We start from the raw sequence: 22,578 nt of genomic DNA, 5'->3' as shown, positions 1-22,578 counted from the left end.
AGCGTGAGGGAAACGCCCGGTTACATTCCGAACCCGGAAGCTAAGCCTTACAGCGCCGATGGTACTGCAGGGGGGACCCTGTGGGAGAGTAGGACGCCGCCGAACGATTATTGGGAAAACCCCCGCACCTCACGGTGCGGGGGTTTTCTGCGTTTAGGACTCTTACTCCGGGCGTACGAGTTTCGTGTCGTACGCCAGAATCACCGCCTGGATGCGGTCCCGGGAACCGGTTTTCGCGAGGATGCGGCTCACGTGGGTCTTCACCGTCGACTCGGAGACATGTAAGCGGGCGGAGATCTCGGCGTTGGTCCAGCCCCGGCCTATGACCGTCAGGATTTCCAGCTCGCGTTCGGTGAGGGCGGCAAGGCGGTGGTCCCGCTCGGGGGGTGTGGGTGTTCCGTGGGATGTCTCCGAGGGCAGGAACTGGGCGTATGCGTCGAGGAGTCGGCGTGTGAGACCGGGGGCCACGACCGCGTCTCCGGAGGCGACGGAGCGTATGCCGGAGAGGAGTTCCTCCGGTAGCGCGTCCTTGACGAGGAAGCCGGAGGCACCGGCGCGGAGGCCGGCGTAGGCGTACTCGTCGAGGTCGAACGTGGTGAGGATGAGGACGCGGGTGCGGTCGCCCTCGGCCACGATCCGTCTGGTCGCCTCGATACCGTCCAGGCCCGGCATGCGGATGTCCATGAGGACGACGTCGGGGTGGAGTTCGGCCGTCATGCGGACCGCGTCGCTGCCGCCCGTCGCCTCGCCCAGGACCGTCATGTCGTCCTGGCTCTCCAGGAGCATGCGGAAGCCGAAGCGCTGGAGGGGCTGGTCGTCGGCGATGAGGACGGTGGTCACTGCGGGGTTTCCTCCGGTAGGTGAAGGTGGACTCGCCAGCCCCGGTCCGGGTCAGGGAGGGGGCCGGCTCCGAGTGTGCCGCCGTAGAGGGCGGTTCGTTCGCGCATGCCCGGGAGGCCGCGGCCGTCGTTGACCGGGGCGGTGCCTCCGAGGCCGGTGTCGGTGACCGTGACCGTGACGGCGCCCGAGTTCTCGAACGACATCACGACCTGGGAGGTCGCTTGGGGGCCGCCGTGTTTGAGGGTGTTGGTGAGGGCTTCCTGGATGACGCGGTAGACGGTGAGCTGGCGGCCGGGGGGCAGGGCTGCGGTGCCGTGGATCGTGGTGTGGACCGGGAGGCCCGCGGCGCGTACGCCGGCGATGAGATGGTCGATGTCGGTGAGGGAGGGCTGGGGGGCGAGATCGGCCGCGGGTTCGGGTTCCTCGCGCAGGACGTCGAGGAGCCGGCGTAACTCGGCCAGGGCCTGGCGGCTTGTGGTGGCGATGGCGTCCAGGGCCTGGGAGGCGCGGTCGGGGTTCTTCGTCGCCGCGTAGCGGCCACCGTCCGCGAGGCCCGTGATGACCGAGAGGTTGTGGCCGATGATGTCGTGCATCTCGCGGGCGATACGGGCGCGTTCGGAGGCGGCGGCGAGCTGGAGTTGCTGGTCGCGTTCGACTTCGAGCCGACGGGCGCGTTCGACGAGGGAGGCCAGGTACTCCTGGCGGGTGCGGACGGCGATGCCGATGACCGCCGTGAGGGCGAGGCTCGTCGCGGCGGGGAAGACGTTCTGGTCGGCGCCTTGTGCCGCGGGGTAGCGGAGGGCGGTGACCACGAACGGTGCCAGCGTCAGGGCGTATGACCAGATCAGGGTGCGCAGGCGGCAGCGCAGGGCGACGTTGAAGAGGACGACGAGCTGGATGAGGGAGGCCTGGAGGAGGGCGCCGGTCCAGGCGTTGACGAAGGCGAACGGCACCATGGTCAGCAGGACCATGAAGGGGTGGGTCCGGCGCCACAGCAGGGGGACGGAGAAGCCCAGGGAGAGGACGAGGACCAGGCCGCCGGGCAGGGTGGGGTTCTCGGTGATGTTCTTCCATCCGCCGCTCGTGTAGTCGATGAGGGCGGCGGTCACGAAGAAGCCGGTGACGAGCAGGTTCCACAGCAGTGGGCGGTCACGGTCGAGGGCGCGGGCCCGTTGGGTGACGGTCCGGAAATGCCGGGTGAGTGGCTGGGGTGTCAGGGAACCGTTCGGCCGCCGGTCGGTGCCCTGCTGCCGGGCCTGGTCGCGTGTCACAGGGCCATCCTCGTACGGGAGTACGGGAGGGGTATCGGACGGCGGCGTTATTTCAGGTGAGGGGCGTAGTACCGCGGTACTACGGTGGCCCGTATGGAGCGTGGGGATCTGCGGGAGAGCGTCGTCGTACGGGCGATCCGGGCCGATGAGTGGCCGCGGGTGAAGAAGTTGCGGCTGGAGTCGCTTAGGGATCCGGTGGCGGACATGGCGTTCCTGGAAAGTTACGAGGCGGCCGCGGCGAGGCCTGACAGCTTCTGGCAGGAGCGGGCGGCCGGGGCGGCGGAGGGGACGCGGGAGCGGCAGCAGTTCATCGCCGAGACGGACGGCGGGGAGTGGGTCGGGACCGTGGCGGTGCTCGTCGAGGAGGCCGGGTCACTGGACTTCTACGGGGCTGTCGTCGAGCGTGGGCAGGCCCATGTGGTGGGCGTGTTCGTGCGGCCCGAGTACCGGGGCGACAAGGCCGGGGTGACCGGGGCGCTGTTCGACGCTGCGCTGGAGTGGGCCTGGGGGACAGGCGCCGAGCGGGCGCGGCTGTTCGTGCACGAGCGGAACCCGCGCGCCGAGGCGTTCTACCGCAAGGCCGGGTTCGTGGCGAGTGGGGTGACCGTGCCGGGGCCCGCCGCGGTCGGGGGCCGGGACCTGGAGTACGTGGTGGAACGCCGGGCGTAGGCGGGGGCGGGCCCGCGGTCAGCGGGTGCCTTTGTGCCGCCTTTCCCGGCTGTACCGCCTCTCCCGGCTGTACCGCCTCTCCCGGTTATACCGGCAGCTCGTACTGGGGCCACCGTGAGCGGCCCTGTTCCCGTGACCGCATCAGTGCCAGCGTCGGCATGCCGCGGTCCGCTCCGGTGGTCAGGAGGTCGGGGAGCTGGGGGAGGGGTGCCACCGCCGCCACGTCGTCCAGGACCAGGGTGAGTGGTGGGTCGAGGCGGCCGGAGGATGACCGTTCGGCCATGCGACGGCCGCGCTCGACCACGCTTGCGGTCAGGGCGGTGAGCAGAGGCATGGCCCCTGGGGTCGCCCTGGGGTCCTCGATGGGTTCACCGACCACATAAAGTGTGCCCCCTTCGTGGACAAAGGAATCCAAGGCCAGGGAGTCAGTTCGGTTGGGAGTGCAGGATTCCCGGACGTTGATGGTGGAGAGGGCGGACAGGGCACGGGCTGTCAGTTCCTGGGCCATGTCGCGGCGTTCAGGGTGCGAGGTGAGCGCGGACTCCAGTTCGCCCGCCGTGCCCGCCGTCGCCTTCGGGTTCGTCCGCAGGACCCGTACGGCGTCCTGTACCTGAGTGCCCTGTGCCCAGCGGTGGACGTGGCGGATGGTGCGGCCGTCCACCGCGGCGGCGTGCAGATAGCTGCGCAGGAGCGTTTCAGCGACGTCGGCGAGTGCCTGGTCGATCTTGGCCGTGGGGCGGACGGGAGCGAGGAGTGCCGCTGCCCGGGCCGCGGCGACCGCCTTGTCCTCGCAGCCTCTTGAGGGTGACCAGTGGAGGCGGGCCGGGGTGTCGCAGAGGTGTGAGGGGTCGTAGAGGTGGACCGGGCCGAGTTTGGCGCGCGCGTCCTTGGTCTCCGCCCAGAGCGTGGGGTTCGAGGTGATGACGAGTGCGGGGCCCTCGGCTTCACGTACCGCCTGGGCGGCGAGCGGGTGGCGGGTCTCGGCCGGGCCCAGGATCACCGGGCCGCGGGGGCCGGGCAGGCTGACCGGGGGCTTGAGGAGGGCTGTCTCCGCCGAGGCCGTGGCAGGGGCCGGGGCCGGGGCTGTGGGGAGTGCCGCCGTCGGGAGAGGTGGCGTCGGCTCGGGTTCGTGTTCCGGGACGGGGTGGGAGGGCGGAGCCGGGTGTGGGGGCTTGGTGAGGCGTACGTCGACGTGGTCGATGCCGATGTCGTCCCGTGGCTCGGCCGGACGTACGGGCTCCCAGGGCTCCGTCGGCTCCACAGAGCCCTTCGCACGCCCTGCCGTTCGCCTCGCCGCGCGTCCTGACCTTTCCCTGGCTCGCGGCATCTCCCCGGCTCCCGGGATCTCCCCGGCCTTCCGGCGTGCCCGTACCGCGCGCCACCGGGCCACGGTGCCCAGCACGAACACGGTCAGTACCAGCAGCACCATCAACTGGCCGATGAACAGGCCCCAGAAGAGCCCGTAGCCGGAGAGCTGACCGGCGGGGGTGTCCGGCCAGGCGCCCGCGATGTCGTGCGGTCGGGCGATGAGGTGGCGCATCGCCATCGGCGTATGGGCGAAGGTGACGCCGTCCGGCCACGCGTCCCGGGTGAACCAGGCGGCGAGGCCCGTGGCCGCCCACACCATGAGGGTCATGCCGAGGAGGAAGGCGAGGACTCCGACCAACAATCCGTCGGGGATGCCGCCTTCACCCTCACGGTGCCGGTCACGCTCGTCCGGTCTCATCCCAGGTCACCGTCCACGCCCGCGTTCGTGCCACACCCATGCCACCGTTTTCACGCGCTGTTCTCATGCACTGCTCTCATGCACTGCTCTCACGCCACCGTCGACTCGGACGATCCGTATCCGTCCACCTCGCTCAGATGCTGCTCCACGAAGGACGCCGCCCGTTCCTCCGCCTCCAGCTCCGCCGCGTGCAGGGCGTCGTCGGCGAGGTCGCTGGACGACTCGGTCATGGCGCGGTCGGTGAAGACGATGGGGCGTTCGGTCTCGGTGACCAGGTGTTTGACCACCTGTACGTTGCCGTTGACGTCCCAGACCGCGATGCCCGGCGTCAGGGTCGGGATGATCTCCACCGCCCACCTGGGCAGGCCGAGTACCCGGCCGGTGGCCCTCGCCTCGTCGGCTTTCTGGGCGTAGATCGTGCGGGTCGACGCCATCTTCAGGATCGCGGCGGCCTCCTTCGCCGCCGCGCCGTCCACCACGTCGGACAGGTGGTGGACCACCGCCACGAAGGACAGGCCGAGGCGACGGCCGAACTTCAGCAGGCGCTGGAAGAGCTGGGCCACGAACGGGCTGTTGATGATGTGCCAGGCCTCCTCGACCAGGAAGATGCGCTTCTTCCGGTCGGGGCGGATCCAGGTGTGCTCCAGCCACACGCCCACGATCGCCATGAGGATGGGCATGGCGATCGAGTTGCGGTCGATGTGGGAGAGGTCGAAGACGATGAGGGGGGCGTCGAGGTCGATGCCGACCGTCGTGGGGCCGTCGAACATGCCCCTGAGGTCACCGTCGACCAGGCGGTCCAGGACCAGCGCCACGTCCAGGCCCCAGGCGCGTACGTCGTCTATGGCGACGTTCATCGCCTCCGCCGACTCCGGTTCGGGGTGGCGCAGTTGTTCGACGATGTCGGTGAGTACCGGCTGGCGGTCGACGATCGTCTCGTTGACGTAGGCGTGGGCGACCTTCAGGGCGAAGCCGGAGCGCTCGTCCAGGCCGTGGCCCATCGCGACCTCGATGATGGTGCGGAGCAGCGCGAGCTGGCCCGTGGTCGTGATCGAGGGGTCCAGGGGGTTGAGGCGGATGCCGTGGTTGAGGGCCGCCGTCGGGTCGAGCCGGATGGGAGTTATCCCCAGCTCCTGCGCGATGAGGTTCCATTCGCCGACGCCGTCCTCGCCCTGGGCGTCGAGGACGACGACCTGGCGGTCGCGGAAGCGGAGCTGGCGGAGCACGTAGGTCTTCTCCAGCGCCGACTTTCCGTTGCCGGACTCGCCGAGGACCAGCCAGTGCGGGGCGGGGAGCTGCTGCCCGTACAGCTGGAACGGGTCGTAGATGTAGCCCTTTCCGGAGTACACCTCACGGCCGATGATCACGCCCGAGTCGCCGAGGCCGGGGGCGGCCGTCGGCAGGTAGACCGCCTGGGCCTGGCCCGTCGACGTGCGCACCGGCAGCCGGGTCGTCTCGACCTTGCCGAAGAGGAAGGACGTGAAGGCGTCCGTGAGGGCGGACAGCGGATCCCGCATCAGACCGGTACCTCCTGACGTACCCCCGCATGATCCGTATGATCCCGCATCCAGCAGCCCTACCTTCGGATTCCGGTGGCGAACGGAAGGGTGTTGACGAACGCGCGGTGGTGCTCGCGGTCGCACCACTCGAGCTTGAGGTACGACTTTCCCGCCGAGGCCCTGATGGTCCGCTTGTCGCGGGCCAGTGCCTCGGGTGAGCGGGAGGAGACGGTGATGTAGCCGACCAGGTTGACGCCGGCGGCGCCGCTCGCGAGGTCCTCGCCGCGCTGGTCGAGGCGGGTGTGGGAGGCCACGTCCCGCGGGTCGACGGTCCGGTTCATCTTGGCGGCGCGGCTGGCCTCCGCCTCGTCGTTGGTCTTCTCGGTCAGCATGCGTTCGATGGCGACCTCGGTGGGTTCGAGGTCCATCGTCACGGCGACCGTGCGGATGACGTCCGGGGTGTGGACGAGGAGGGGCGCGAGGAAGTTCACGCCGACGGGGGTCATCGGCCACTCCTTGACCCAGGCGGTGGCGTGGCACCAGGGGGCGCGGGTGGACGACTCGCGCGTCTTGGCCTGGAGGTACGTCGGCTCCATCGCGTCCAGTTCGGCCGGCCAGGCGTTGCGCTTGGTCATGGCCTGGATGTGGTCGATGGGGTGGTCCGGGTCGTACATGGAGTGCACGAGGGAGGAGAGGCGGCCCTGGCCGAGCGGCTGCCGTACGCGGATGTCGGCCTCCTGGAGGCGCGAGCAGATGTCGGTGAGCTCGCGGGCCATGACGACGGCGAGACCGGCGTCCTTGTCGAGCTTCTTGCCGCCCTGCGGTCGGGCGGCGCGGGCCATGGCGTGGGCCTCGGCGGCCAGTTCGCGCGTGTAGTGCATGCAGGCGACGAGGTACGCGCGGTGCTGCTCGCTGCTGGTGGACACCATGGACTGCAACTGGTCGTAGGACTGCTGGAGCCACGGCAGGGCCTTGTCGTCCCCGCGTGCGGTGACGTCCTTGGCGTGGGCGTCGGGGTCCGCCGGGAGGGTGCGGGCGAGCATCTGGATGCGGGTGACGAAGCCGTCGCCGTTCGCCACGTGCTTCAGCAGGGTGCCGAAGCGGTCGACGAGCGCCTCCTGGTCCTCGGAGTCGCGCAGGCCCACGCCGGGGCCCTCGATCTCGATGGCGGCAGTGACGGTCCTGCGGTCCGCGTGGAGGAGCACGGCGATCTCGTCCGGCCCGAACGGCGCGGCCAGCCAGCTGATGCGTCCGATGCCGGGCGGCGGACCGACCTCGACCTCACGCCCGTCGAGCCCGGTGCCGGCCTCGACGACGGCGGAACGGTACGTCGTGCCCTGCTTCAGGGTGCGCTTGTAGCTGCGGTTGATCTCGTACCACTTGTAGAACGTGCGTCGCTTGTACGGCACGTACACCGCCGCGAGGGCCAGCATCGGGAAGCCCGTCAGCAGCACGATCCGCAGGGACAGGACCGGGACGAGGAGTCCGCACATCATGCCGAGGAACGCGCCCGCGATGATCAGTACGATCTCGCCGGACTCGCGGTTCCGGCCGATCACGGCGTTCGGCCGGGCGCGGCCGATCAGATACGTACGGCGGGGCGTGACCGGATGGGACACGTGGGACTGGGTTGTCAACGCCCTTCACCTCCCGAGCGGTTGTTGCTGCTGTTGCGGGTGTTGCTGGCGTGCGGGGTGTTGGCCGGGCTGGAACGCGGCGGGGGTGCGGCGGAGGGGACAGATCCGCCGCCACCGCCCGACGTCCGCGAGCTGTGCGCGGCCACGCCTCCGGAGGCGGGGTTGGAGGGGCGGGGGGCGGACGACTGGCCTCCGCCGCCGCTGTTGTTGTCCGCCCGGGTGCTGTGGGTCTTGATGCCCTGGGCCACGAGGGTGGCGGGGGAGCTGATGACGGCCGCGGCCTTGCCTTCGGCGCCCTGCATGATGCGGTTGTTGCGGCCGCTCGCGATCTCGTCACCGAAGCCGGGGACGAAGCGGTAGATCATCGCGGACGCGAAGATGGCCAGCAGGATGATGGCGAGGCCGGAGACGACCGCGGAGAACGCGTCGGGCCCGTCCTCGCCGGCGAGCGCGCCGGCGAGACCGAGCACGATGACGATCACTGGTTTGACCAGGATGACCGCGATCATGATGCCCGCCCAGCGGCGGACGTGGCCCCACAGGTTCTTGTCGACGAGTCCGGCGTAGACGACGGTGCCGAGGAGTGCGCCGACGTACAGCAGCGCGGCCCTTATCACCAGCTCCAGCCACAGGACGCCGGCGGCGAGGATCGAGACCAGTGACACGACGATGAGCATGATGGGCCCGCCGCCGATGTCGTCGCCCTTGTTCAGTGCGCCGGAGAAGTTGCCGAAGAAGGTGTCGGTCTGGTCGCCGGTGGCGTTGGCCAGGACTTCGGTGACGCTGTCGGTCGCCGAGACGACGGTGTAGAGGATCAGCGGGGTGAAGGCCGAGGCGAGGACGGTGAGCCAGAGGAAGCCGATCGCTTCCGAGAGGGCCGTGGTGAGGGGGACCCCGCGTACCGCCCGCTTGGCCACCGCGAGCAGCCAGAGCAGGAGGGTGAGGATCGTCGAGGCCGCGAAGACCACGGCGTACTGCTGGAGGAACGTCTTGTTCGTGAAGTCGACGTTCGCGGTCTGCTGGACGGCGTCGGAGAGCTTGTCGATGGTCCAGGAGGCGGCGTCGGCGCAGCCCTTGGCGAGGGAGGAGAGGGGGTCGAGGGGGTTGGTGACGTCGGGGGTGACGCCTCGTCGTGCTTCTCGGCCGGTGTCGCCTTCGCAGACTTCCCTGGCCTGGCCGGAGAGGAGTCCGCAGTTGTCGTCGCCGCTGGGTGAGGGGGACGGGGTGGGTGCCGCGAACGCCCGTGTGGCGAACAGGACCGCGGCGGTCTGTACGGCTGTGAGGGCTGCGGCGACCTTGAGTACGCGGCGTGGGCTACCGGGCATACGTGAACCCTCCGTACTCCTCGACTGCCTTGGAGATCTCGTCCGACGTCGAGACCTTGTTGTCACCGTTGACCGGCGCGGGGCCTTCCTTCTGGGAGAAGCTGTCGACCTTCCAGTCGCCGTCGGTCCAGCGCAACTGGAGGGTCATGGTGAACCAGTCGCTGGTGACCGGATTGTCCGAGCTCTCGCCCGTCATCCCGTACACGCCCGTGCACCAGACCTCGACGGTGGCGGTGCTGTCCGCGTAGTCGGTGGCCTTGGTGCCGACGGGCATCGTGCGTGAGACGTACGTGTCGCCCTTGGGTGCGTCGCCGTTCTCGTCCAGGCCGACCTTGTCCAGGAACGCCTTGTCGTAGACCTGGTCGAGACTTCTCTCGAGCTCGGAGGCCTTGTCGGCGTCGAACACCTGACGGACGATCTCGGGACGTCGGGCGGGCTTGAGGATGTCGGCCGAGACGAGGACCACCGCGTAGTTCGCGGCCGCCGATTCGACGCCCTGCTCGCTGTGCGGGAACCCGGACGGAATGCCTCCCGTCTTGGACCCCACCGGCTGCTGCCCGGAGGGAGCCGTCGCCGCGCTCTCCACTCTGTCCTTGCCCGAGTCCCCGTTCTCGGAGTCGTCCCCGCCGCGGTTGGCGAAAGCGATGGCGGCGATGAGCAGGACCACCACGCCGACCACGGTCACGAGGCTGCGGGAGGACGACTGGCGGCCGCGTCGGGCGCCTCCGTACACGCCGCCGCCCTGTTGTTCGGGCAGCCGGGTGCGGGTCTGGCCCGTACCGCCGTACGTGCCGTCGTCGCCCCGTGAGCCGGCGTCGCCGTACCCGTCGTCACCGAGACTCATGCCGCGGACGCCCCCTCGACCTCGTACGGAAGGACCTCGTACCGAAACGCATAGCAGTACGACGGTAGCCGTGCTGGTTCCCGCGCGGGCGCGGTGTGGAGACTCGACATCAGGGACATCAGGGGAACGCAACCTCAGCCGGTGGGCGCGACGGACGGGTGGGGATAGTGGGGCACCGGGCGGGCCCGGCCGGAACTGACGGTCTGTTGGACTGGACTACCTGGACTGCACTACACGGCCATTCCGTACACGATGGTGAAGAGCGTGCCCAGTGAACCGATGATGAAGACACCGGTGAGGCCCGCGACGATGAGGCCCTTGCCCTGTTCGGCGCTGAAGGTGTCGCGGAGGGCCGTCGCGCCGATGCGTTGCTTCGCCGCGCCCCAGATCGCGATGCCGAGGCAGAGGAGGATGGCGACCGCCATCACGACCTCGATCATTACCCGCGCCTCGTTGCCCAGGCTGCCGAAGGGGCCCCAGTCGGGGGCAATTCCGCCGATGATGGTGGTGATGTCGCCCTTTTCGGCCGCAACGAACATGTAAGTCACCGCCCCTAGTGGGTAGTTCTGCACCCTCTACACGGGTGCGCAGAGGTCGGGCCCATTGTCGCCGACAATTCCACCGTCGTATGTCGACTTGGCGTCATTGGTTGGCGGGTTTCGTACGGATCGCTTGCGAGGGGTCGCAACGTCACTCTGTGTATCACGGTAGGTTACATCGAGCAACGAGGTGGAACAGGAACCTGTGGTGTGGTTCCGTCGTTAACCACCCTTCGTGCTGATGTGCACGGTGGCGGTCGCGTCCGGTGCGTGCGCAAAGCCTGCTCCGCCCCGCTTCTGACGGGTTCTGACGGGGCTTCGAGTGTGCCGGATGAGGATGCGGGGCGTGCGTGCGGGGTGGCGGGAAGCTGTTGGCTTTGGCCAGAACTGGACGCTGTCGTGGGCGCGGAAAGCACGGAACGGGCCGCAGCCGTGTGCCGGCTGCGGCCCGCTCAATGTGTTCTCGTGCGGCCCCGTACGTCAGTTCGTGCGTCGGGTCCTGTGTCAGCCGGTGAAGGCGTCCACCCCCTCGGGCGTACCCCAGCCGGTCGGGCCGTCGTAGCCGGAGCGGGCGGTGCAGAAGTAGGCGGTGGAGCAGCTGCCGTTGCTGCCTGAGGTCACGTCGTTGAGGGCGGAGGTGCCGGCCGACCCGTAGGGGAACCGCGCCGGGTACGAGCCGGAGGACGGGGTGCCCGCGAGGGCGTAGACCGAGGCGATGATGGGGGCCGAGGCGCTGGTGCCGCCGTAAGTCGCCCAGCCCTGGCCGTCGGAGCCGTAGGTGTCGTAGACCGAGACGCCGGTGGCCGGGTCGGCGACCGCGGAGACGTCGGCGATCGTGCGCTTCGAGCAGCCCGTGTCGGTCTGCCAGCTCGGCTTCGCGTCGTACGAGGAGCAGCCGGAGCCGGTGCCCTCGCTGCTGCTCGTCGACCAGACCTTCTCGGTCCAGCCGCGGGAGGAGGACGACGTGGACAGGGCCGTACCGCCCACCGCTGTCACGTACTTCGAGGCCGCCGGGTACTCCGCGCCGTAGCCGCTGTCGCCCGCGCTGACCGTGATGGCGACGCCCGGGTGGTTGAAGTAGGAGGAGTCGTAGGTCGAGTCGGAGGAGGACTCGGAGCCGCCGTAGCTGTTGGAGACGAACTTCGCGCCCAGCGACACCGCCTTGTTCACGGCCGTGCCGAGGTTGGCCATGGAGGCGGACTTGGCCTCGACCAGGAGGATGTCGCAGTTCGGGCAGATCGCGCTGGCCATGTCCAGGTCGAGGGAGATCTCGCCGGCCCAGCCGCTGTCGGCGGAGGGGAGCGAGGTGGTCGAGCCGGTCTGGCTGACCTTCTTGAAGCAGCCGTTGGAGGTGGTGCAGGACGGCAGGTCGTACTGCGAGCGGTATGCGGCCAGGTCCGACTCGGCGTTCGGGTCGTCGTAGGCGTCGACGATGGCGATGGTCTCGCCGGAGCCGCCCGACGCGGCGGCGTCGGTCAGGCCGTAGGCGTCCTGGAGGTCACTGGGACCGTAGCCGGAGGGGGAGGAGGCGTCGGCCGCCTTGGGGGTGACGCCCTTTCTGGCGGCCTTCTCCAGTTGGAAGGCGGTGGTTCCGCCGGTGACGCGGAGTGCCTGGCAGGCCATCTCGCCCTTCTTCGAGGGTGCGGCGCAGGAGCGGGTCCAGGTCACGTGGGGTTTCGTGGTCTGTGTGGTCTGTGTGGTCTTCGTCGGGGTGGTCGCGATGTTCGTCGCCGCCGTCGCCTGGGTCGTGACGCCGAGGCCGGCGAGGACGAGGGTCGCGACGGTGGCGGCGGCTCCGCTGACGCGGTGCCATCTGCGGCGGGTTGCCGGGGCGTTGGATCTGGTGGGGGGTGCGGTACGCAACGTAAAGCCTCCTGGGCAGGGGTGACAGGGGCAGTGCGGGTGGGTGCCGCCGGTGCGGAGTCCCCGGCGGCGGGCGGCGGCCCGCGGACGACCATCCGCCTGTCGAGTACGCGACAACAAGACCGGTTCCGGAATCCTGACCACCGCATTGCCGAAGCGCGTTGACGGCTTACTGACCGATGACTGGGGGGTGGAGTGCGGCTGGTTGTGCCTTGACCTGGCTCACAGGTGGCTCACAGGTGGCTCACAGGTGGCTCACGGGGGCGTGCGGGGCGTGTGCGGCGCGGTCTATCATCACTCGCTTATATAAGTGACTAGTGATACGTTCGCTTCATGCACGCGTTCGAAGTGCTCGGAGACCCCGTACGGCGGCGGATCCTGGAGCTGCTGGCCGAGGGGGAGAAGAGCTCGGGCTCGGTGTCCGAGGTCATCAGGGTGGAGTTCGGGATATCGCAGCCCGGTGTCTCGCAGCATCTGAAGGTGCTGCGGGAGAACGGCTTCGCGACCGTGCGCCCGGAGGGGGCGCGGCGCCTGTACGCCGTGAACTCGGAGCCGCTGCGCGACATAGACGCCTGGCTCGACCGCTTCCGCCGCTTCTGGACCCCGCCTCTGGACGCCCTGGCGACGGAGCTGGCACGGGGCAAGCGGCAGCGCCGGCGGAATGTGACAGATTCCGAGGAACCGTAACATTTTGAGGGGATAGCCATGATCGACGTGACCCACCAGATCAACGCCGTACGGCGCCGGGTCGGCTCCCGTGTCTTCAAGGCGGGCGAGGCACGTGTGGTGACCGTGAGTCAGACGTACGACTCCACGGTCGAGGATGTCTGGGACGCCTGCACCAACCCCGAGCGCATCCCCCGCTGGTTCCTGCCCGTCTCCGGCGAGCTGCGCCTCGGCGGGCGCTACCAGCTTCAGGGCCAGGCGGGCGGCACCATCGAGCGCTGCGATCCGCCCAAGGGCTTCGGCGCGACGTGGGAGTACGACGGGAACGTCAGCTGGATCGAGCTGCGGCTGACGGAGGTCCCCGAGGGCGGGACCCGCTTCGAGCTCGACCACCTCATGCATGTGGAGGACGACGCGCGCTGGGCGGAGTTCGGGCCGGGCGCGGTCGGCGTCGGCTGGGAGATGGGGCTCGTGGGGCTCACGCTCCACCTGCGGACCGGGGCGGCCGTGGACCCGCAGGCGGGCATGGCCTGGGCGGGCAGCGAGGAGGGGCGCCGCTTCGTGAAGCTGAGCAGCGAGGGGTGGTACGAGGCGTTCGTGGCGGCCGGCGAGGACCCGGCGGCGGCCCGGGCGAAGGCGGACCGGACGACGGCGGCGTACACGGGTGTGGAGGGCGGCTGAGCCAACGGCACATCAGGCCGGGGTCACCGGTCCGAGGGCCTGTCGTCACGGAAGTGGCCCGGTCTTACGAGCCCCGTCTCGTACGCGAGCACCACCGCCTGGGCGCGGTCGCGCAGGGAGAGCTTGGCGAAGATCCGGGCCACGTGGGACTTCACGGTGGCCTCGCTCAGGGTCAGTTCGGTGGCCAGCTCCGCATTGGACAGGCCGCGGGCCAGCAGGGTCAGGACCTCCCGTTCCCGGGGCGTCAGGGCGGCGAGGTCGGCGTGCACGGCGGGTGGGAGGGTCGCCGTGTCCGAGGCGAAGCGTTCCACGAGGCGGCGGGTGATGGAGGGGGACAGCAGGGCGTCTCCCGTGTCGACCAGGCGTACGGCCGCCGCCAGGTGTTCCGGGGTGACGTCCTTCAGCAGGAAGCCGCTGGCTCCGATCGACAGGGCCGTGTACACGTAGCGGTCGAGGTCGAAGGTGGTCAGGATGAGCACGCGGCAGCCCGGGGTCTGTTCCAGGATGCGGCGGGTGGCTTCCAGGCCGTCCATGGTCGGCATGCGGATGTCCATCAGCACGACGTCGGGCCGGAGTTCGCGCGCCGCCGCCACCGCCTCCGCGCCGTCGGCCGCCTCGCCCACCACCTCGATGCCGCGGGCGGTCAGGATCAGCCGGAAACCGGTACGGATCAGGGTCTGGTCGTCGGCGATGAGCACGCGGGGCGTCGGCTCGGCCGCAGCCGCCGTCACGGGCGCCGTCACGGCCGGTCCAGGGGGATGCGGGCCCGGACCCGGTAGCCGCCGCCGAGACGGCGCCGGGCGTCCAGGTCCCCTCCGTACACCGCGACGCGTTCGCGCAGACCGAGCAGTCCGCGCCCCGTGCCCTCCCGGTGCCGCCTCGATGGGGCGGGGGTGTCGCCGGCCAGCACGCTCGGGCCGGTGTTCAGCACCTCCACGCGCAGCGCGTGGTCCGCGTACCGCACGGTGACCTCGGCCTTGCCGCCGTCGCCTTCGCCGGTGCCGTGCTTGAGCGCGTTGGTGAGGGCCTCCTGGACGATGCGGTACGCGGTCACGTCGATGCCCTGGGGCAGGGGGCGCGGCTCGCCGGAGATCCGCACCTCGACGGGCAGGCCGGCGAACGAGATCCGGTCGACGAGTTGGCCCAGCCGGGCGAGGCCGGGCTGGGGTGCCAGGTCGGCCACGCCCGTGTCCCTGAGCATGTGCGTTTTCCCGTCCGGGCCCGTGCCCTCGTCCGCGCCCTGGTCCGTGTCCTGGTCCGTGTCCTCGCCGTTCTGTGGCGGGGCCAGCAGGCCCAGCAGGTGCCTCAGGTCGGTCATCGCGCCGCGTCCCGCGTCCTCGACGGCCCGCAGGGCGGCCCTGGCCTCGTCCGGCATCGTGCCCAGCACCTCGCGGGCGGCGCCGGCCTGGACCACCATGAGGCTCACGTTGTGGCTGACGATGTCGTGCAACTCGCGGGCGATACGGTCGCGTTCGGCCGTGACCGCGGAACGGGCGGCGCTCTCCCGCTCCCGCTCCAGCAGCCAGCCGCGCTCGCCGACGGCCGCCTGCCACCGGCGTCGCGTACGCACCAGTGCCACCGCCAGCCACAGCGCGGCTCCGCACGCCACCCCCAGCGCCGCCGTCAGCACGTCCGGCTCCCCCTTCCAGTCCCCCTCCCTCACGGGGTTCACCTTCGCAGACGCCCGCCTGGACCGCATCAGCCTGTGGATCCAGGGCGTTGCATCTCCGGTATGAGGCGCGGAATGAACTGCGGGCCAAGGTGCCGTCCCGGGAGGGATGTTGAGCGCGTGCTCCTCCCTTAGCGTCCGGTGCATGGTCAGTGAAGGCAGCAGGACTGATGGCAGTAGGACTGAAGGCAGCAGGCGAGAGCTCGTCGTACGGCTCGACGGTGTACGCAAGGAGTACGGCGAGACGACGGCGCTGGACGGCGTGTCGCTGGAGATCCGGGCGGGGGACGCGGTCGCCGTGATGGGGCCCTCGGGGTGCGGCAAGTCAACCCTGCTCAACATGATCGCCGGGCTGGACCGTCCGACGGGCGGCTCGGTCGTCGTGCACGGCGAGAACGTGGGGGAGCTGAGCGAGAAGGGCCTCGCCCTGTACCGGCGGCGCCGTATCGGCATGATCTTCCAGTTCTTCAACCTCATCGACGACCTGTCGGCACTCGACAACGTCGCCCTGGCCGCGCAGCTGATCGGCACCCCCGCCCGGCAGGCCCGCCGCCGGGCGCTGGAGCTCTTCGAGGAACTCGGCATCGCCGACCGGCGCAACGCCTACCCGGCGGTGCTCAGCGGCGGCGAGCGGCAACGGGTCGCCGTGGCCCGGGCGTTGATGAACCGCCCGGCCCTGCTGCTGGCCGACGAGCCGACCGGCGCCCTGGACAGCCGTTCCGGCGAGCAGGTGATGGACCTGCTGCTCGACCTCAACCAGATCGGTCAGACGCTGATCCTGGTGACCCATGACGAGCACCTCGCCCGGCGCTGCGCCAGCAGACTGGTCGAGATCGCCGACGGCCGGGTGACCGGCGAGCACACCCTGGAGCCGTCCGCGTGAGGGCCGTGTGGCGGGCCGCGCGCGCGGCGGTACGGCGGCGCAGGCTCCAGACGCTCGTCATCGGGCTGGTCACGCTGACCTCGACGGCGGCGATGGTGGTCGCGCTCGGCCTCGTCGACGCCGCCTCCTCCCCGTTCGACAAGGCCTTCGCGCGGCAGCGCGGTCCGCATGTCGTCGCCGCGTTCGATCCGGCGAAGGTCTCGGACGCGCAGTTGGAGCGGGCGGCCCGGCGGCCCGGTGTGGAGGCCGCAGCCGGGCCCTTCGCGCAGGCCACGGTCGAACTGCCGGACGACGCCATGGACTACGGCCTCGGCAGCCAGATCACGGTCGTGGGCCGCCCCGGCCCCGGAGGCCAGGTGGACCGGGTCGACCTGTGGGCGGGACGCTGGGCCACCCGGCCCGGCGAGGTCGTCCTCAACCGGCAGTCCGACTGGACCGCGGACGACCTCGGCAAGAAGCTCAAGGTGCCCTCGGGCCCGGACCTCACCATCGTCGGGTTCGCCTTCGACCTGAGCCGTACCACGGACGCGTGGGTCGCTCCCGAGCAGACGGCGGCCCTGCACCCCACGGTCACCCAGATGCTCCTGCGCTTCACGAAGGCGTCGGACGCGTCCTCGGAGGACCGGATCCGCGCGGAACTGGCCACGCTGACCGAAGGGCTGCCGACGGGCGCGCTGACCGCCTCCCGGTCGTACCTCACCCTCAAGCAGCAGATCAGCGGCTCGGCGCGGGCGTTCACCCCCTACCTCATGGCCTTCGGCGTCCTCGGGATCGCGGTGGCGGTGCTCATCATCGCCAACGTGGTCAGCGGCGCCGTGATCTCCGGCCTGCGGCACATCGGCGTGCTCAAGGCCCTGGGGTTCACGCCGGGGCAGGTGGTCGCCGTGCATCTCACGATGATCTCGGTGCCCGCGGTCCTCGGCTGTGCGCTGGGTACCGCGGTGGGCAACCTGCTGGCGCGTCCCTTCTTCCAGTTCGTGTTCTCGGGGCCCGAGGCGGGGGTGTTCCACGACAGCGTCTCCGTGGCGGCCTGGGTGAACGCCGTCACGCTGCTCGGCATGCCCGCCGTGTGCGCCCTCGCGGCGCTCGTTCCCGCGGCGCGCGCGTACCGGCTGTCCGCGGCGCGAGCGATCAGCGCGGGGAGCGCCCCGCGCGCCGGGCGCGCCCTCGCCGTCCAGCGCCGGCTGGCGGGCAGCGGGCTGCCGCGCTCGGTGAGTCTGGGCGTGGGGCTGCCGTTCGCCCGGCCGGGCCGCAGCGCCCTCACGCTCGCCGCCGTGGTCCTGGGGGTGACCACGGTGACGTTCGCGACCGGTCTGGCCACGACGATGACCAGGTTCGGCAACGCGGGCCGTGACGCCTTCCAGGTGACCGTGTACGCCAGCGCCTTCCAGCACGGCAAGGAGGTCAAGCCGGAACACGGCGATCGCGAACTCGAGGCCCTGCTGCGCTCGTTGCCGGGGGCGCGGGAGGTCACCGCCAGGGCGGACGACGACATACACATGGCGGGCTCCGCGCAGGACGTGATGCTCGAAGGGCGCCGGGGCGACCGCCCCCAACTGGACAGCGTGCTCACCGAGGGTCGCTGGATGCACCGCACCGGCGAGGTCGTGGGCGGATCGGCCTTCCTGCGCCAGAACGGCCTGCGGGTCGGTGACCGTCTCCGGCTGGAGAAGGGCGAACGGAGCGAGAACGTGGTCGTCGTGGGGGAGTTCATGGCGAACGACGCCCGGCTGGTCGTCGGCGACTGGTCCACGGTGACGGCCCTGTCGCCGAGGGAGCAGCCCATCGCCTACCACGTCAGACTTCGCGACGGAGCTGACCCGGCCGCCTACGCGCGCGCGGCCAGGGCCGCCGACGCGGGGATCAGCACGCAGTTGACCGGTTCGAACTCCATCACCGGCACCATCATCGGCTCGGCGGCGATCCTCACTCTGATGCTCTCCGTGGTCGCGTCCCTCGGGGTGTTCAACACCGTCGTCCTCAACACTCACGACCGGCGCCGCGACCTGGGCATGCTGAAGTCCATCGGCATGACCCCGCGCCAGGTCACGGTGATGACGGTGACGTCGATGGCGGTGCTCGGCGCGCTCGGCTCCCTGCTCGGTGTCCCGCTGGGCATGGCGGGCTACGAGCTGGTGATACCGCGGATGGTGGACGCCGTGGACATCACTCTGCCCGCGTACATGACGGACGTCTGGCAGGCCCCGGCGCTGGTCGGCTTGGCCTCGGCCGGCCTCGTGATCGCGGTGCTGGGCGCGTTCGTCCCGGCGCGGCGAGCCGCGCGGCTCACGATCGCGGAGGTCCTGCACAACGAGTGAGGCCTCGCGGTGGCCGGTGATCGGCTACGGCCGCACCGCCACCGCGTCCACCTCGAACAGCATCCCCGGCAGCGCGAGGGAGGCGACTCCGCTCAGCGTCTGGGCCGGCAGCCGGTCGCCGAAGCGGGCGTGCAGCGCCTTGCCGAGGATCTCCAGCTTGTCGGAGTCGTGGTCGACGATGAAGGTGCCGAGACGGACCACGTGCTCGTATCCGAGCCCGACCCCCTCCAGCGCCGACCGCAGCCGGTCGAAGGCCAGGTCCACCTGGGCGGCGAAGTCACCGGGTACGGGGGCGCCGGTGAGGTCGGAGGCGTACTGGCCGCCGACGAAGACGAGCTCGCCGGGGGCCGAGACGGTGTGGCTGTAGCCGAACGGGGTCGGGTCGTGCAGGGCGGCCGGGTTGGTGATCGTGCGCTGGTCGGTCGTCATGTCTCTCGGAACATGCGGCGCGGCCCCGCCCATCCCCGCCGGAGGGATCGGATCAGGTCATTTCTCCGGTGCGGGGTCGAGGTCCAGTTCGACGCCCTCCACGAAGTGGTCGAACTCGCCCGCCTGCACGCCGAGTACGAAGGCGTCCCACTTGCGGCGGTTCGTCGTCACGACGTTGTCCGGGTCGCTGGTCTCCCTGATGTAGACCGGCGCCTCGGGGTCCTCGTCCTCGGTGAAGGCGATCTCGATCCAGGGGCCCGGACCGGTTGCCTCCGGCGGTGCGGCGCGGGTCCAGTCGAGGTCGGTGGGGATGTCAGACACGGGTGGCTTCCTCTTTGAGGGTGGTGAGGAGGGCGTTGAAGGCGGCCGGGGTGGCCTTGAGTATCGCGGTGGAGGGGTCGCCGCTTTCGGTGAGATGGATGGCTTTGGTGGTGGTGGCGATGTGGACGCAGGAGGCGCCTTCGGAGCAGTACGACGACTTCTGCCAGTGGAGGATCACGGGCGTTCCCTTCACAGTTCTCGCAGCAGGTGGTGAATGAGGTCTCGGGTCTTCTCGGGAGCGAGCGCGACAGCCTCGATCCGGTCGAACAGTGTGCGGTACTTGTGCAACTGCGCCTCGGCGTCGAGGAACGCGAGGCCGTGGGCCTGGTCGAGGTAGACGGTGTCCAGCTGCGGCACCGGGCCGTGCGCGTAATGGATCGACTGCCCGGAACCCGGGTAGGCGCCGGCATCAAACGTGATGGCGCGCAGGGTGATGTGGTCTCGCTCGCTCATGTCGAGCAGGTGTTGCAACTGCTGCCGGGCGGCCGTGGAGCCGCCGACCTTCATGCGTAGGGCAGCCTCGTGGACGATCGCCTCGTACGGCGTCGGGTTGTCCGCGCGGTAGAGGATCGCCTGCCGCTTGATGCGGAACGAGAGGCGGTGCTCGATGTCGGGTGGTGAGAGTTCGATGACCGCCTGGCGGAAGATCTCAAGGGCGTACTCGCGTGTCTGGAGCAGGCCGGGGATGCGGGCCGTGGTGGAGTCGCGCAACGACTGGGCGTGGTGCTCCAGTTCAGCCAGGTCGACGAGGGGACCGGCCAGCAAGTCGCGGTACTCCTCCCACCAGCCCCGCTTACGGTCCGGGGGCATCGTCGTGAGAGCTTCGACCAGCGCGTTGTCCGAGCAGTCGTAATGGCAGGCGATCGTACGCAGGCGTTCGGCGCTCACTCCGTGGCGCCCGGCCTCGATGTTGCTGACCTGGTTCTGCTTGATGCCGAGGAGTTGCGCGGCCTGGGTTGAGGTCAGGCCCGCTCGCTCGCGCATCTTGCGGAGTTCGGTACCCAGCCGGAGTTGACGCCCGGTCGGGGTGCCTCTCATGGCCAACGTGTTCTCCTTCGACCTGCTGCGTCACTCACACGCATGAAAGCTGAAGCACTTCGCGTCTCCCGGTCTAACAACTTACAACTTGACGGTACCTTCGTAGTGACCGTCCAACTCCCCTCTGTAACCGGAGACTTCCATGGCAACCGTATCCCCGTCCTGGAACTACACCCTCCACCTCCCCCGAGACCCCCGCGCCCCCGGCGTCGCCCGCGCGACCCTCCGTACCGCCCTCGCCGCCCACGACCTCACCCGACTCGCCCCCACCGCCGAGCTACTGGCCACCGAGTTGCTCACCAACGCGCACGCGCACACGAGAGGGCCGTACGCCCTGCGGATCCAGTCCACCGAGCCCGACCGGCTCGTCGTCGCCGTGTGGGACGCCGACCCGACCGTGCCGGACGCCTTCAAGGAGGGTGCCCCGCTCGCCGTACCCGAGCAAGACGCCGAACGCGGGCGCGGGCTGCAGCTCGTGCGGGCGTGTGCGGACTCGCTCGGGGTGTCCGTGCTGCGGGAGCGGGGCGCCTCCACAGGCGGGAAGCTGCTGTGGGCCGTGGTGTAGCGACGGGTCAGGGGTTCCAGAAGACGCTGGTGAACGCACGGTCGAAGCGCCGCGCGGCCAGGTCCTCGCGCTGGATCACCCAGTGGACGGTGGCGCCCTCCCAGCCCTCGACCCAGGCATGCCAGTCGGCGAGGAGCACCCAGTCCGAGACGTCACCCGAAACCGCCCCGTCCCGTCGGCCCGCTTCCGCCGCCGCCAGGGCATCGGACACGGCGATCGCGACCGGGTCGACGTCGACGGCCTCGTGCGAGGCGTATCCGCCGATCTGGAGCGGCCCCGAGGTGGCGATGTCGTCCTGGGTGCTCTCCCATACGTCGGTCAGTTCCTGGGAGTGGGGATGGCCGGGGAGTGTCGCCACCCACGGCTTCTCGGAGAGTGAGACCAGGGAGTGGTACGGCAGTGACACATCGACCGTCGCCCGTAGCGGGCCCTGAGGGAACTTCTCGACCGTCTCCTGGTACTCGTCCTCGTCGGACCAGGCCCAGGAAAGCCTGTCCCGCTCCTCCACGGCGGTACCGGCGGGGACGTACACCACGCTGCCGCTGCCCGTGGGGGTGAAGTCGCCCTCGTCCTCGACGAAGGCGAACAGCAGCAGGTGGCCGTCGGGAGGCAGGGGGAGGTCCGTCGCGTCGGCGGGCAGGGCCGCGAGGTCGATGGAGGCGACGAAGGGGTGGAAGGGGTCCGGGGTGTCGGCCGGAAGGAGGAGCGGGCCGCCGAACCGGCCCACGACCGGTCCGTCCCCGTCCCCGTCCTCGCCCTCGTCCTGCGTCAGCGTCGCGCAGGGGCGGGCCGTGGCGAGCCACCGCTCCACGTCCTCAGCGGGGATGCCTTCCGCAATCGCCTTGTCACGGAAGGGACTTAACCGGCCTCGCAGCTCAGGATTCATGCGGGAACCGTAGCGGGAGGGTCCGACACCGTGGCTTTCCCTTCCGGTCACCGGTGTGGTTCACGGGGAATTCTCAGAGTCACCCATGGTGCGTTCTCACCCTCGCGGGGCAGCCTGTGAGCGATGTCCCGCACCCAGCCGCGCGTCCGCGCCCGTACTCGCACCCGGGTATCCCTGCTCGGTGTCGTCGCGCTGCTCGCCGTCACCTCCGCCTCCCTCGCCGTCGCCGACGACGGGCCCGGGCCCCTCGGGGTGACCGCCGCCGCGCCGGCGAGTGCCGCCACCGCGAGGGTGGGGGCGATCTTCCGGGGCGGGCTGAGCGGCGGGCACTTCTGCACGGGCTCCGTCGTGCGGAGCGCGGGACACGACCTCGTCCTCACCGCCGCGCACTGTCTCGACGGGGGCGGGGATCTCGTGTTCGTGCCCGGGTTCCGGGACGGGAAGGCGCCGTACGGCGTCTGGCGGATCGGGAGGACGTACGTTCCGGGCGGGTGGGACGGCGGCGACCGGGACGAGGACAGTGACCTCGCCTTCGCGCGCGTGGAGCACAAGGGCGGGCGCGGGATCCAGGACCTCGTCGGAGGGAACGTGTTCGCGCCCCACCGGGCCACCGGGGCCACCGCCGTCACCGTCACCGGATATCCCAAGTCCGGCCAGGCCCCTGTTGCCTGCACCAACAAGCCCACGGCGCACAATCCCACGCAGCAGCGCATCGAATGCCCCGATCTCACCAGCGGGACCAGCGGGAGCCCCTGGGTGAACGGGAACGGACAGGTCGTCGGGGTGCTCGGTGGGCACGAGGAGGGCGGGGCCACGGACGACGTGTCGTACAGCGTGGTCTTCGGGGACGAGGCGGCATGTCTGTATCGCGCCGCCGAAGGCGGGTGAGTGGCGCGAGTGATCATTCCG

Annotated in this window: 23 protein-coding genes and 1 rRNA gene; 8 read left to right on the top strand and 16 right to left on the bottom strand. The window is 70.3% G+C overall.

Features of this window, described 5'->3' with window-relative positions:
- Positions 1–105 (top strand): 5S ribosomal RNA (gene rrf, locus AB0959_RS18240); the annotation flags it as partial.
- 57 nt (positions 106–162) lie between these two features.
- Here rrf and AB0959_RS18235 read toward each other — a convergent pair.
- Together AB0959_RS18235 and AB0959_RS18230 are read right to left on the bottom strand one after the other, a co-directional pair.
- Entirely contained in the window at positions 163–840 is a 678-nt protein-coding gene (locus AB0959_RS18235; protein WP_366827421.1) for a response regulator transcription factor, read from the bottom strand.
- Positions 837–2,057 (bottom strand): histidine kinase, encoded by a 1,221-nt coding sequence (locus AB0959_RS18230; protein ID WP_366827428.1) that lies wholly within the window; start codon positions 2,055–2,057, stop codon positions 837–839. Before AB0959_RS18230 ends, AB0959_RS18235 begins: the two co-directional genes overlap by 4 nt.
- Positions 2,058–2,204: 147 nt before the next feature.
- On the opposite strand from AB0959_RS18230, the gene AB0959_RS18225 reads away from it, so the two are divergent.
- Complete coding sequence (locus AB0959_RS18225; RefSeq protein ID WP_366827420.1) at positions 2,205–2,780, top strand: GNAT family N-acetyltransferase; 576 nt, start codon at positions 2,205–2,207, stop codon at positions 2,778–2,780.
- Positions 2,781–2,865: 85 nt separating this feature from the next.
- Here AB0959_RS18225 and AB0959_RS18220 read toward each other — a convergent pair whose 3' ends face one another.
- The 7 genes from AB0959_RS18220 to AB0959_RS18190 all read right to left on the bottom strand — a co-directional run bounded on the left by AB0959_RS18220 (position 2,866) and on the right by AB0959_RS18190 (position 12,213).
- Positions 2,866–4,506 carry a type IV secretory system conjugative DNA transfer family protein gene (locus tag AB0959_RS18220; protein WP_366827419.1) on the bottom strand — a complete coding sequence of 547 codons (1,641 nt, stop codon included), beginning with the start codon at positions 4,504–4,506 and terminating at the stop codon, positions 2,866–2,868.
- Positions 4,507–4,595: 89 nt separating this feature from the next.
- A complete protein-coding gene (locus tag AB0959_RS18215; RefSeq protein ID WP_366827418.1) occupies positions 4,596–6,023 on the bottom strand; it encodes an ATP-binding protein in 1,428 nt (475 codons plus the stop codon).
- A 59-nt stretch (positions 6,024–6,082) separates the two neighbouring features.
- A complete protein-coding gene (locus AB0959_RS18210) occupies positions 6,083–7,642 on the bottom strand; it encodes an SCO6880 family protein (protein WP_366827417.1) in 1,560 nt (519 codons plus the stop codon).
- Positions 7,639–8,967: a hypothetical protein gene (locus AB0959_RS18205; RefSeq protein ID WP_366827416.1), complete on the bottom strand. Its 1,329-nt coding sequence runs from the start codon at positions 8,965–8,967 to the stop codon at positions 7,639–7,641. Before AB0959_RS18205 ends, AB0959_RS18210 begins: the two co-directional genes overlap by 4 nt.
- Entirely contained in the window at positions 8,957–9,811 is an 855-nt protein-coding gene (locus tag AB0959_RS18200) for a hypothetical protein (RefSeq protein WP_366827415.1), read from the bottom strand. Before AB0959_RS18200 ends, AB0959_RS18205 begins: the two co-directional genes overlap by 11 nt.
- Before the next feature lie 230 nt (positions 9,812–10,041).
- The gene (locus tag AB0959_RS18195; protein WP_152778267.1) at positions 10,042–10,350 is read right to left on the bottom strand and encodes a hypothetical protein; all 309 of its coding nucleotides are present in this window, start codon (positions 10,348–10,350) and stop codon (positions 10,042–10,044) included.
- A 504-nt stretch (positions 10,351–10,854) separates the two neighbouring features.
- Complete coding sequence (locus AB0959_RS18190) at positions 10,855–12,213, bottom strand: S53 family peptidase (RefSeq protein ID WP_366827414.1); 1,359 nt, start codon at positions 12,211–12,213, stop codon at positions 10,855–10,857.
- A gap of 333 nt (positions 12,214–12,546) precedes the next feature.
- On the opposite strand from AB0959_RS18190, the gene AB0959_RS18185 reads away from it, so the two are divergent.
- A complete protein-coding gene (locus AB0959_RS18185; RefSeq protein ID WP_366827413.1) occupies positions 12,547–12,900 on the top strand; it encodes a metalloregulator ArsR/SmtB family transcription factor in 354 nt (117 codons plus the stop codon).
- 18 nt (positions 12,901–12,918) lie between these two features.
- Positions 12,919–13,560 (top strand): SRPBCC family protein, encoded by a 642-nt coding sequence (locus AB0959_RS18180; protein WP_366827412.1) that lies wholly within the window; start codon positions 12,919–12,921, stop codon positions 13,558–13,560.
- A 23-nt stretch (positions 13,561–13,583) separates the two neighbouring features.
- Here AB0959_RS18180 and AB0959_RS18175 read toward each other — a convergent pair whose 3' ends face one another.
- Together AB0959_RS18175 and AB0959_RS18170 are read right to left on the bottom strand one after the other, a co-directional pair.
- Positions 13,584–14,303, bottom strand: coding sequence for a response regulator transcription factor (locus AB0959_RS18175; RefSeq protein WP_366827411.1), 720 nt, complete (start codon positions 14,301–14,303; stop codon positions 13,584–13,586).
- On the bottom strand, positions 14,300–15,223 hold the full coding sequence (locus AB0959_RS18170; RefSeq protein ID WP_366827410.1) for a histidine kinase: 924 nt from the start codon (positions 15,221–15,223) through the stop codon (positions 14,300–14,302). The genes AB0959_RS18175 and AB0959_RS18170 overlap by 4 nt, the downstream gene beginning before the upstream one ends.
- Positions 15,224–15,374: 151 nt before the next feature.
- Between AB0959_RS18170 and AB0959_RS18165 the strand changes: the two genes are divergently transcribed.
- Positions 15,375–16,112 carry an ABC transporter ATP-binding protein gene (locus tag AB0959_RS18165; protein ID WP_366827409.1) on the top strand — a complete coding sequence of 246 codons (738 nt, stop codon included), beginning with the start codon at positions 15,375–15,377 and terminating at the stop codon, positions 16,110–16,112.
- Positions 16,109–18,430, top strand: a complete 2,322-nt coding sequence (locus AB0959_RS18160; protein WP_366827408.1) for an FtsX-like permease family protein — start codon at positions 16,109–16,111, stop codon at positions 18,428–18,430. The genes AB0959_RS18165 and AB0959_RS18160 overlap by 4 nt, the downstream gene beginning before the upstream one ends.
- 24 nt (positions 18,431–18,454) lie before the next feature.
- On the opposite strand, the gene AB0959_RS18155 is transcribed toward AB0959_RS18160, so the two are convergent.
- From AB0959_RS18155 to AB0959_RS18140, 4 genes are read right to left on the bottom strand one after another with little or no spacing between them, the layout of a single operon-like run.
- Entirely contained in the window at positions 18,455–18,859 is a 405-nt protein-coding gene (locus tag AB0959_RS18155; protein WP_366827407.1) for a Rid family hydrolase, read from the bottom strand.
- A gap of 57 nt (positions 18,860–18,916) precedes the next feature.
- A complete protein-coding gene (locus AB0959_RS18150) occupies positions 18,917–19,180 on the bottom strand; it encodes a DUF397 domain-containing protein (RefSeq protein WP_366827406.1) in 264 nt (87 codons plus the stop codon).
- Positions 19,173–19,358 carry a DUF397 domain-containing protein gene (locus AB0959_RS18145; RefSeq protein WP_366827405.1) on the bottom strand — a complete coding sequence of 62 codons (186 nt, stop codon included), beginning with the start codon at positions 19,356–19,358 and terminating at the stop codon, positions 19,173–19,175. Before AB0959_RS18145 ends, AB0959_RS18150 begins: the two co-directional genes overlap by 8 nt.
- Before the next feature lie 11 nt (positions 19,359–19,369).
- Entirely contained in the window at positions 19,370–20,218 is an 849-nt protein-coding gene (locus AB0959_RS18140; RefSeq protein WP_366827404.1) for a helix-turn-helix transcriptional regulator, read from the bottom strand.
- A gap of 142 nt (positions 20,219–20,360) precedes the next feature.
- Between AB0959_RS18140 and AB0959_RS18135 the strand changes: the two genes are divergently transcribed.
- Entirely contained in the window at positions 20,361–20,783 is a 423-nt protein-coding gene (locus AB0959_RS18135) for an ATP-binding protein (RefSeq protein WP_366827403.1), read from the top strand.
- Between the two features lie 7 nt (positions 20,784–20,790).
- On the opposite strand, the gene AB0959_RS18130 is transcribed toward AB0959_RS18135, so the two are convergent.
- Complete coding sequence (locus tag AB0959_RS18130; RefSeq protein ID WP_366827402.1) at positions 20,791–21,669, bottom strand: DUF1963 domain-containing protein; 879 nt, start codon at positions 21,667–21,669, stop codon at positions 20,791–20,793.
- Positions 21,670–21,792: 123 nt separating this feature from the next.
- Between AB0959_RS18130 and AB0959_RS18125 the strand changes: the two genes are divergently transcribed.
- Positions 21,793–22,557 carry a serine protease gene (locus tag AB0959_RS18125; RefSeq protein ID WP_366827401.1) on the top strand — a complete coding sequence of 255 codons (765 nt, stop codon included), beginning with the start codon at positions 21,793–21,795 and terminating at the stop codon, positions 22,555–22,557.
- Positions 22,558–22,578 lie beyond the last annotated feature (21 nt).

This window comes from Streptomyces sp. NPDC046862 (assembly GCF_040704615.1).
Lineage (GTDB): Bacteria > Actinomycetota > Actinomycetes > Streptomycetales > Streptomycetaceae > Streptomyces.
Note: the sequence above shows the minus strand (reverse complement) of the source record. Positions and strands in the feature narration are given on the sequence as shown.

Bases quoted from the DNA above. Each gene is read 5' to 3' on its own strand.
- AB0959_RS18135 (WP_366827403.1), top strand. From the start codon at position 20,361: ATGGCAACCGTATCCCCGTCCTGGAACTACACCCTCCACCTCCCCCGA.
- AB0959_RS18155 (WP_366827407.1), bottom strand. From the start codon at position 18,859: ATGACGACCGACCAGCGCACGATCACCAACCCGGCCGCCCTGCACGAC.
- AB0959_RS18140 (WP_366827404.1), bottom strand. From the start codon at position 20,218: ATGAGAGGCACCCCGACCGGGCGTCAACTCCGGCTGGGTACCGAACTC.
- AB0959_RS18185 (WP_366827413.1), top strand. From the start codon at position 12,547: ATGCACGCGTTCGAAGTGCTCGGAGACCCCGTACGGCGGCGGATCCTG.
- AB0959_RS18195 (WP_152778267.1), bottom strand. From the start codon at position 10,350: ATGTTCGTTGCGGCCGAAAAGGGCGACATCACCACCATCATCGGCGGA.
- AB0959_RS18165 (WP_366827409.1), top strand. From the start codon at position 15,375: ATGGTCAGTGAAGGCAGCAGGACTGATGGCAGTAGGACTGAAGGCAGC.
- AB0959_RS18215 (WP_366827418.1), bottom strand. From the start codon at position 6,023: ATGCGGGATCCGCTGTCCGCCCTCACGGACGCCTTCACGTCCTTCCTC.
- AB0959_RS18225 (WP_366827420.1), top strand. From the start codon at position 2,205: ATGGAGCGTGGGGATCTGCGGGAGAGCGTCGTCGTACGGGCGATCCGG.
- AB0959_RS18130 (WP_366827402.1), bottom strand. From the start codon at position 21,669: ATGAATCCTGAGCTGCGAGGCCGGTTAAGTCCCTTCCGTGACAAGGCG.
- AB0959_RS18125 (WP_366827401.1), top strand. From the start codon at position 21,793: ATGTCCCGCACCCAGCCGCGCGTCCGCGCCCGTACTCGCACCCGGGTA.
- AB0959_RS18180 (WP_366827412.1), top strand. From the start codon at position 12,919: ATGATCGACGTGACCCACCAGATCAACGCCGTACGGCGCCGGGTCGGC.
- AB0959_RS18220 (WP_366827419.1), bottom strand. From the start codon at position 4,506: ATGAGACCGGACGAGCGTGACCGGCACCGTGAGGGTGAAGGCGGCATC.
- AB0959_RS18200 (WP_366827415.1), bottom strand. From the start codon at position 9,811: ATGAGTCTCGGTGACGACGGGTACGGCGACGCCGGCTCACGGGGCGAC.
- AB0959_RS18205 (WP_366827416.1), bottom strand. From the start codon at position 8,967: ATGCCCGGTAGCCCACGCCGCGTACTCAAGGTCGCCGCAGCCCTCACA.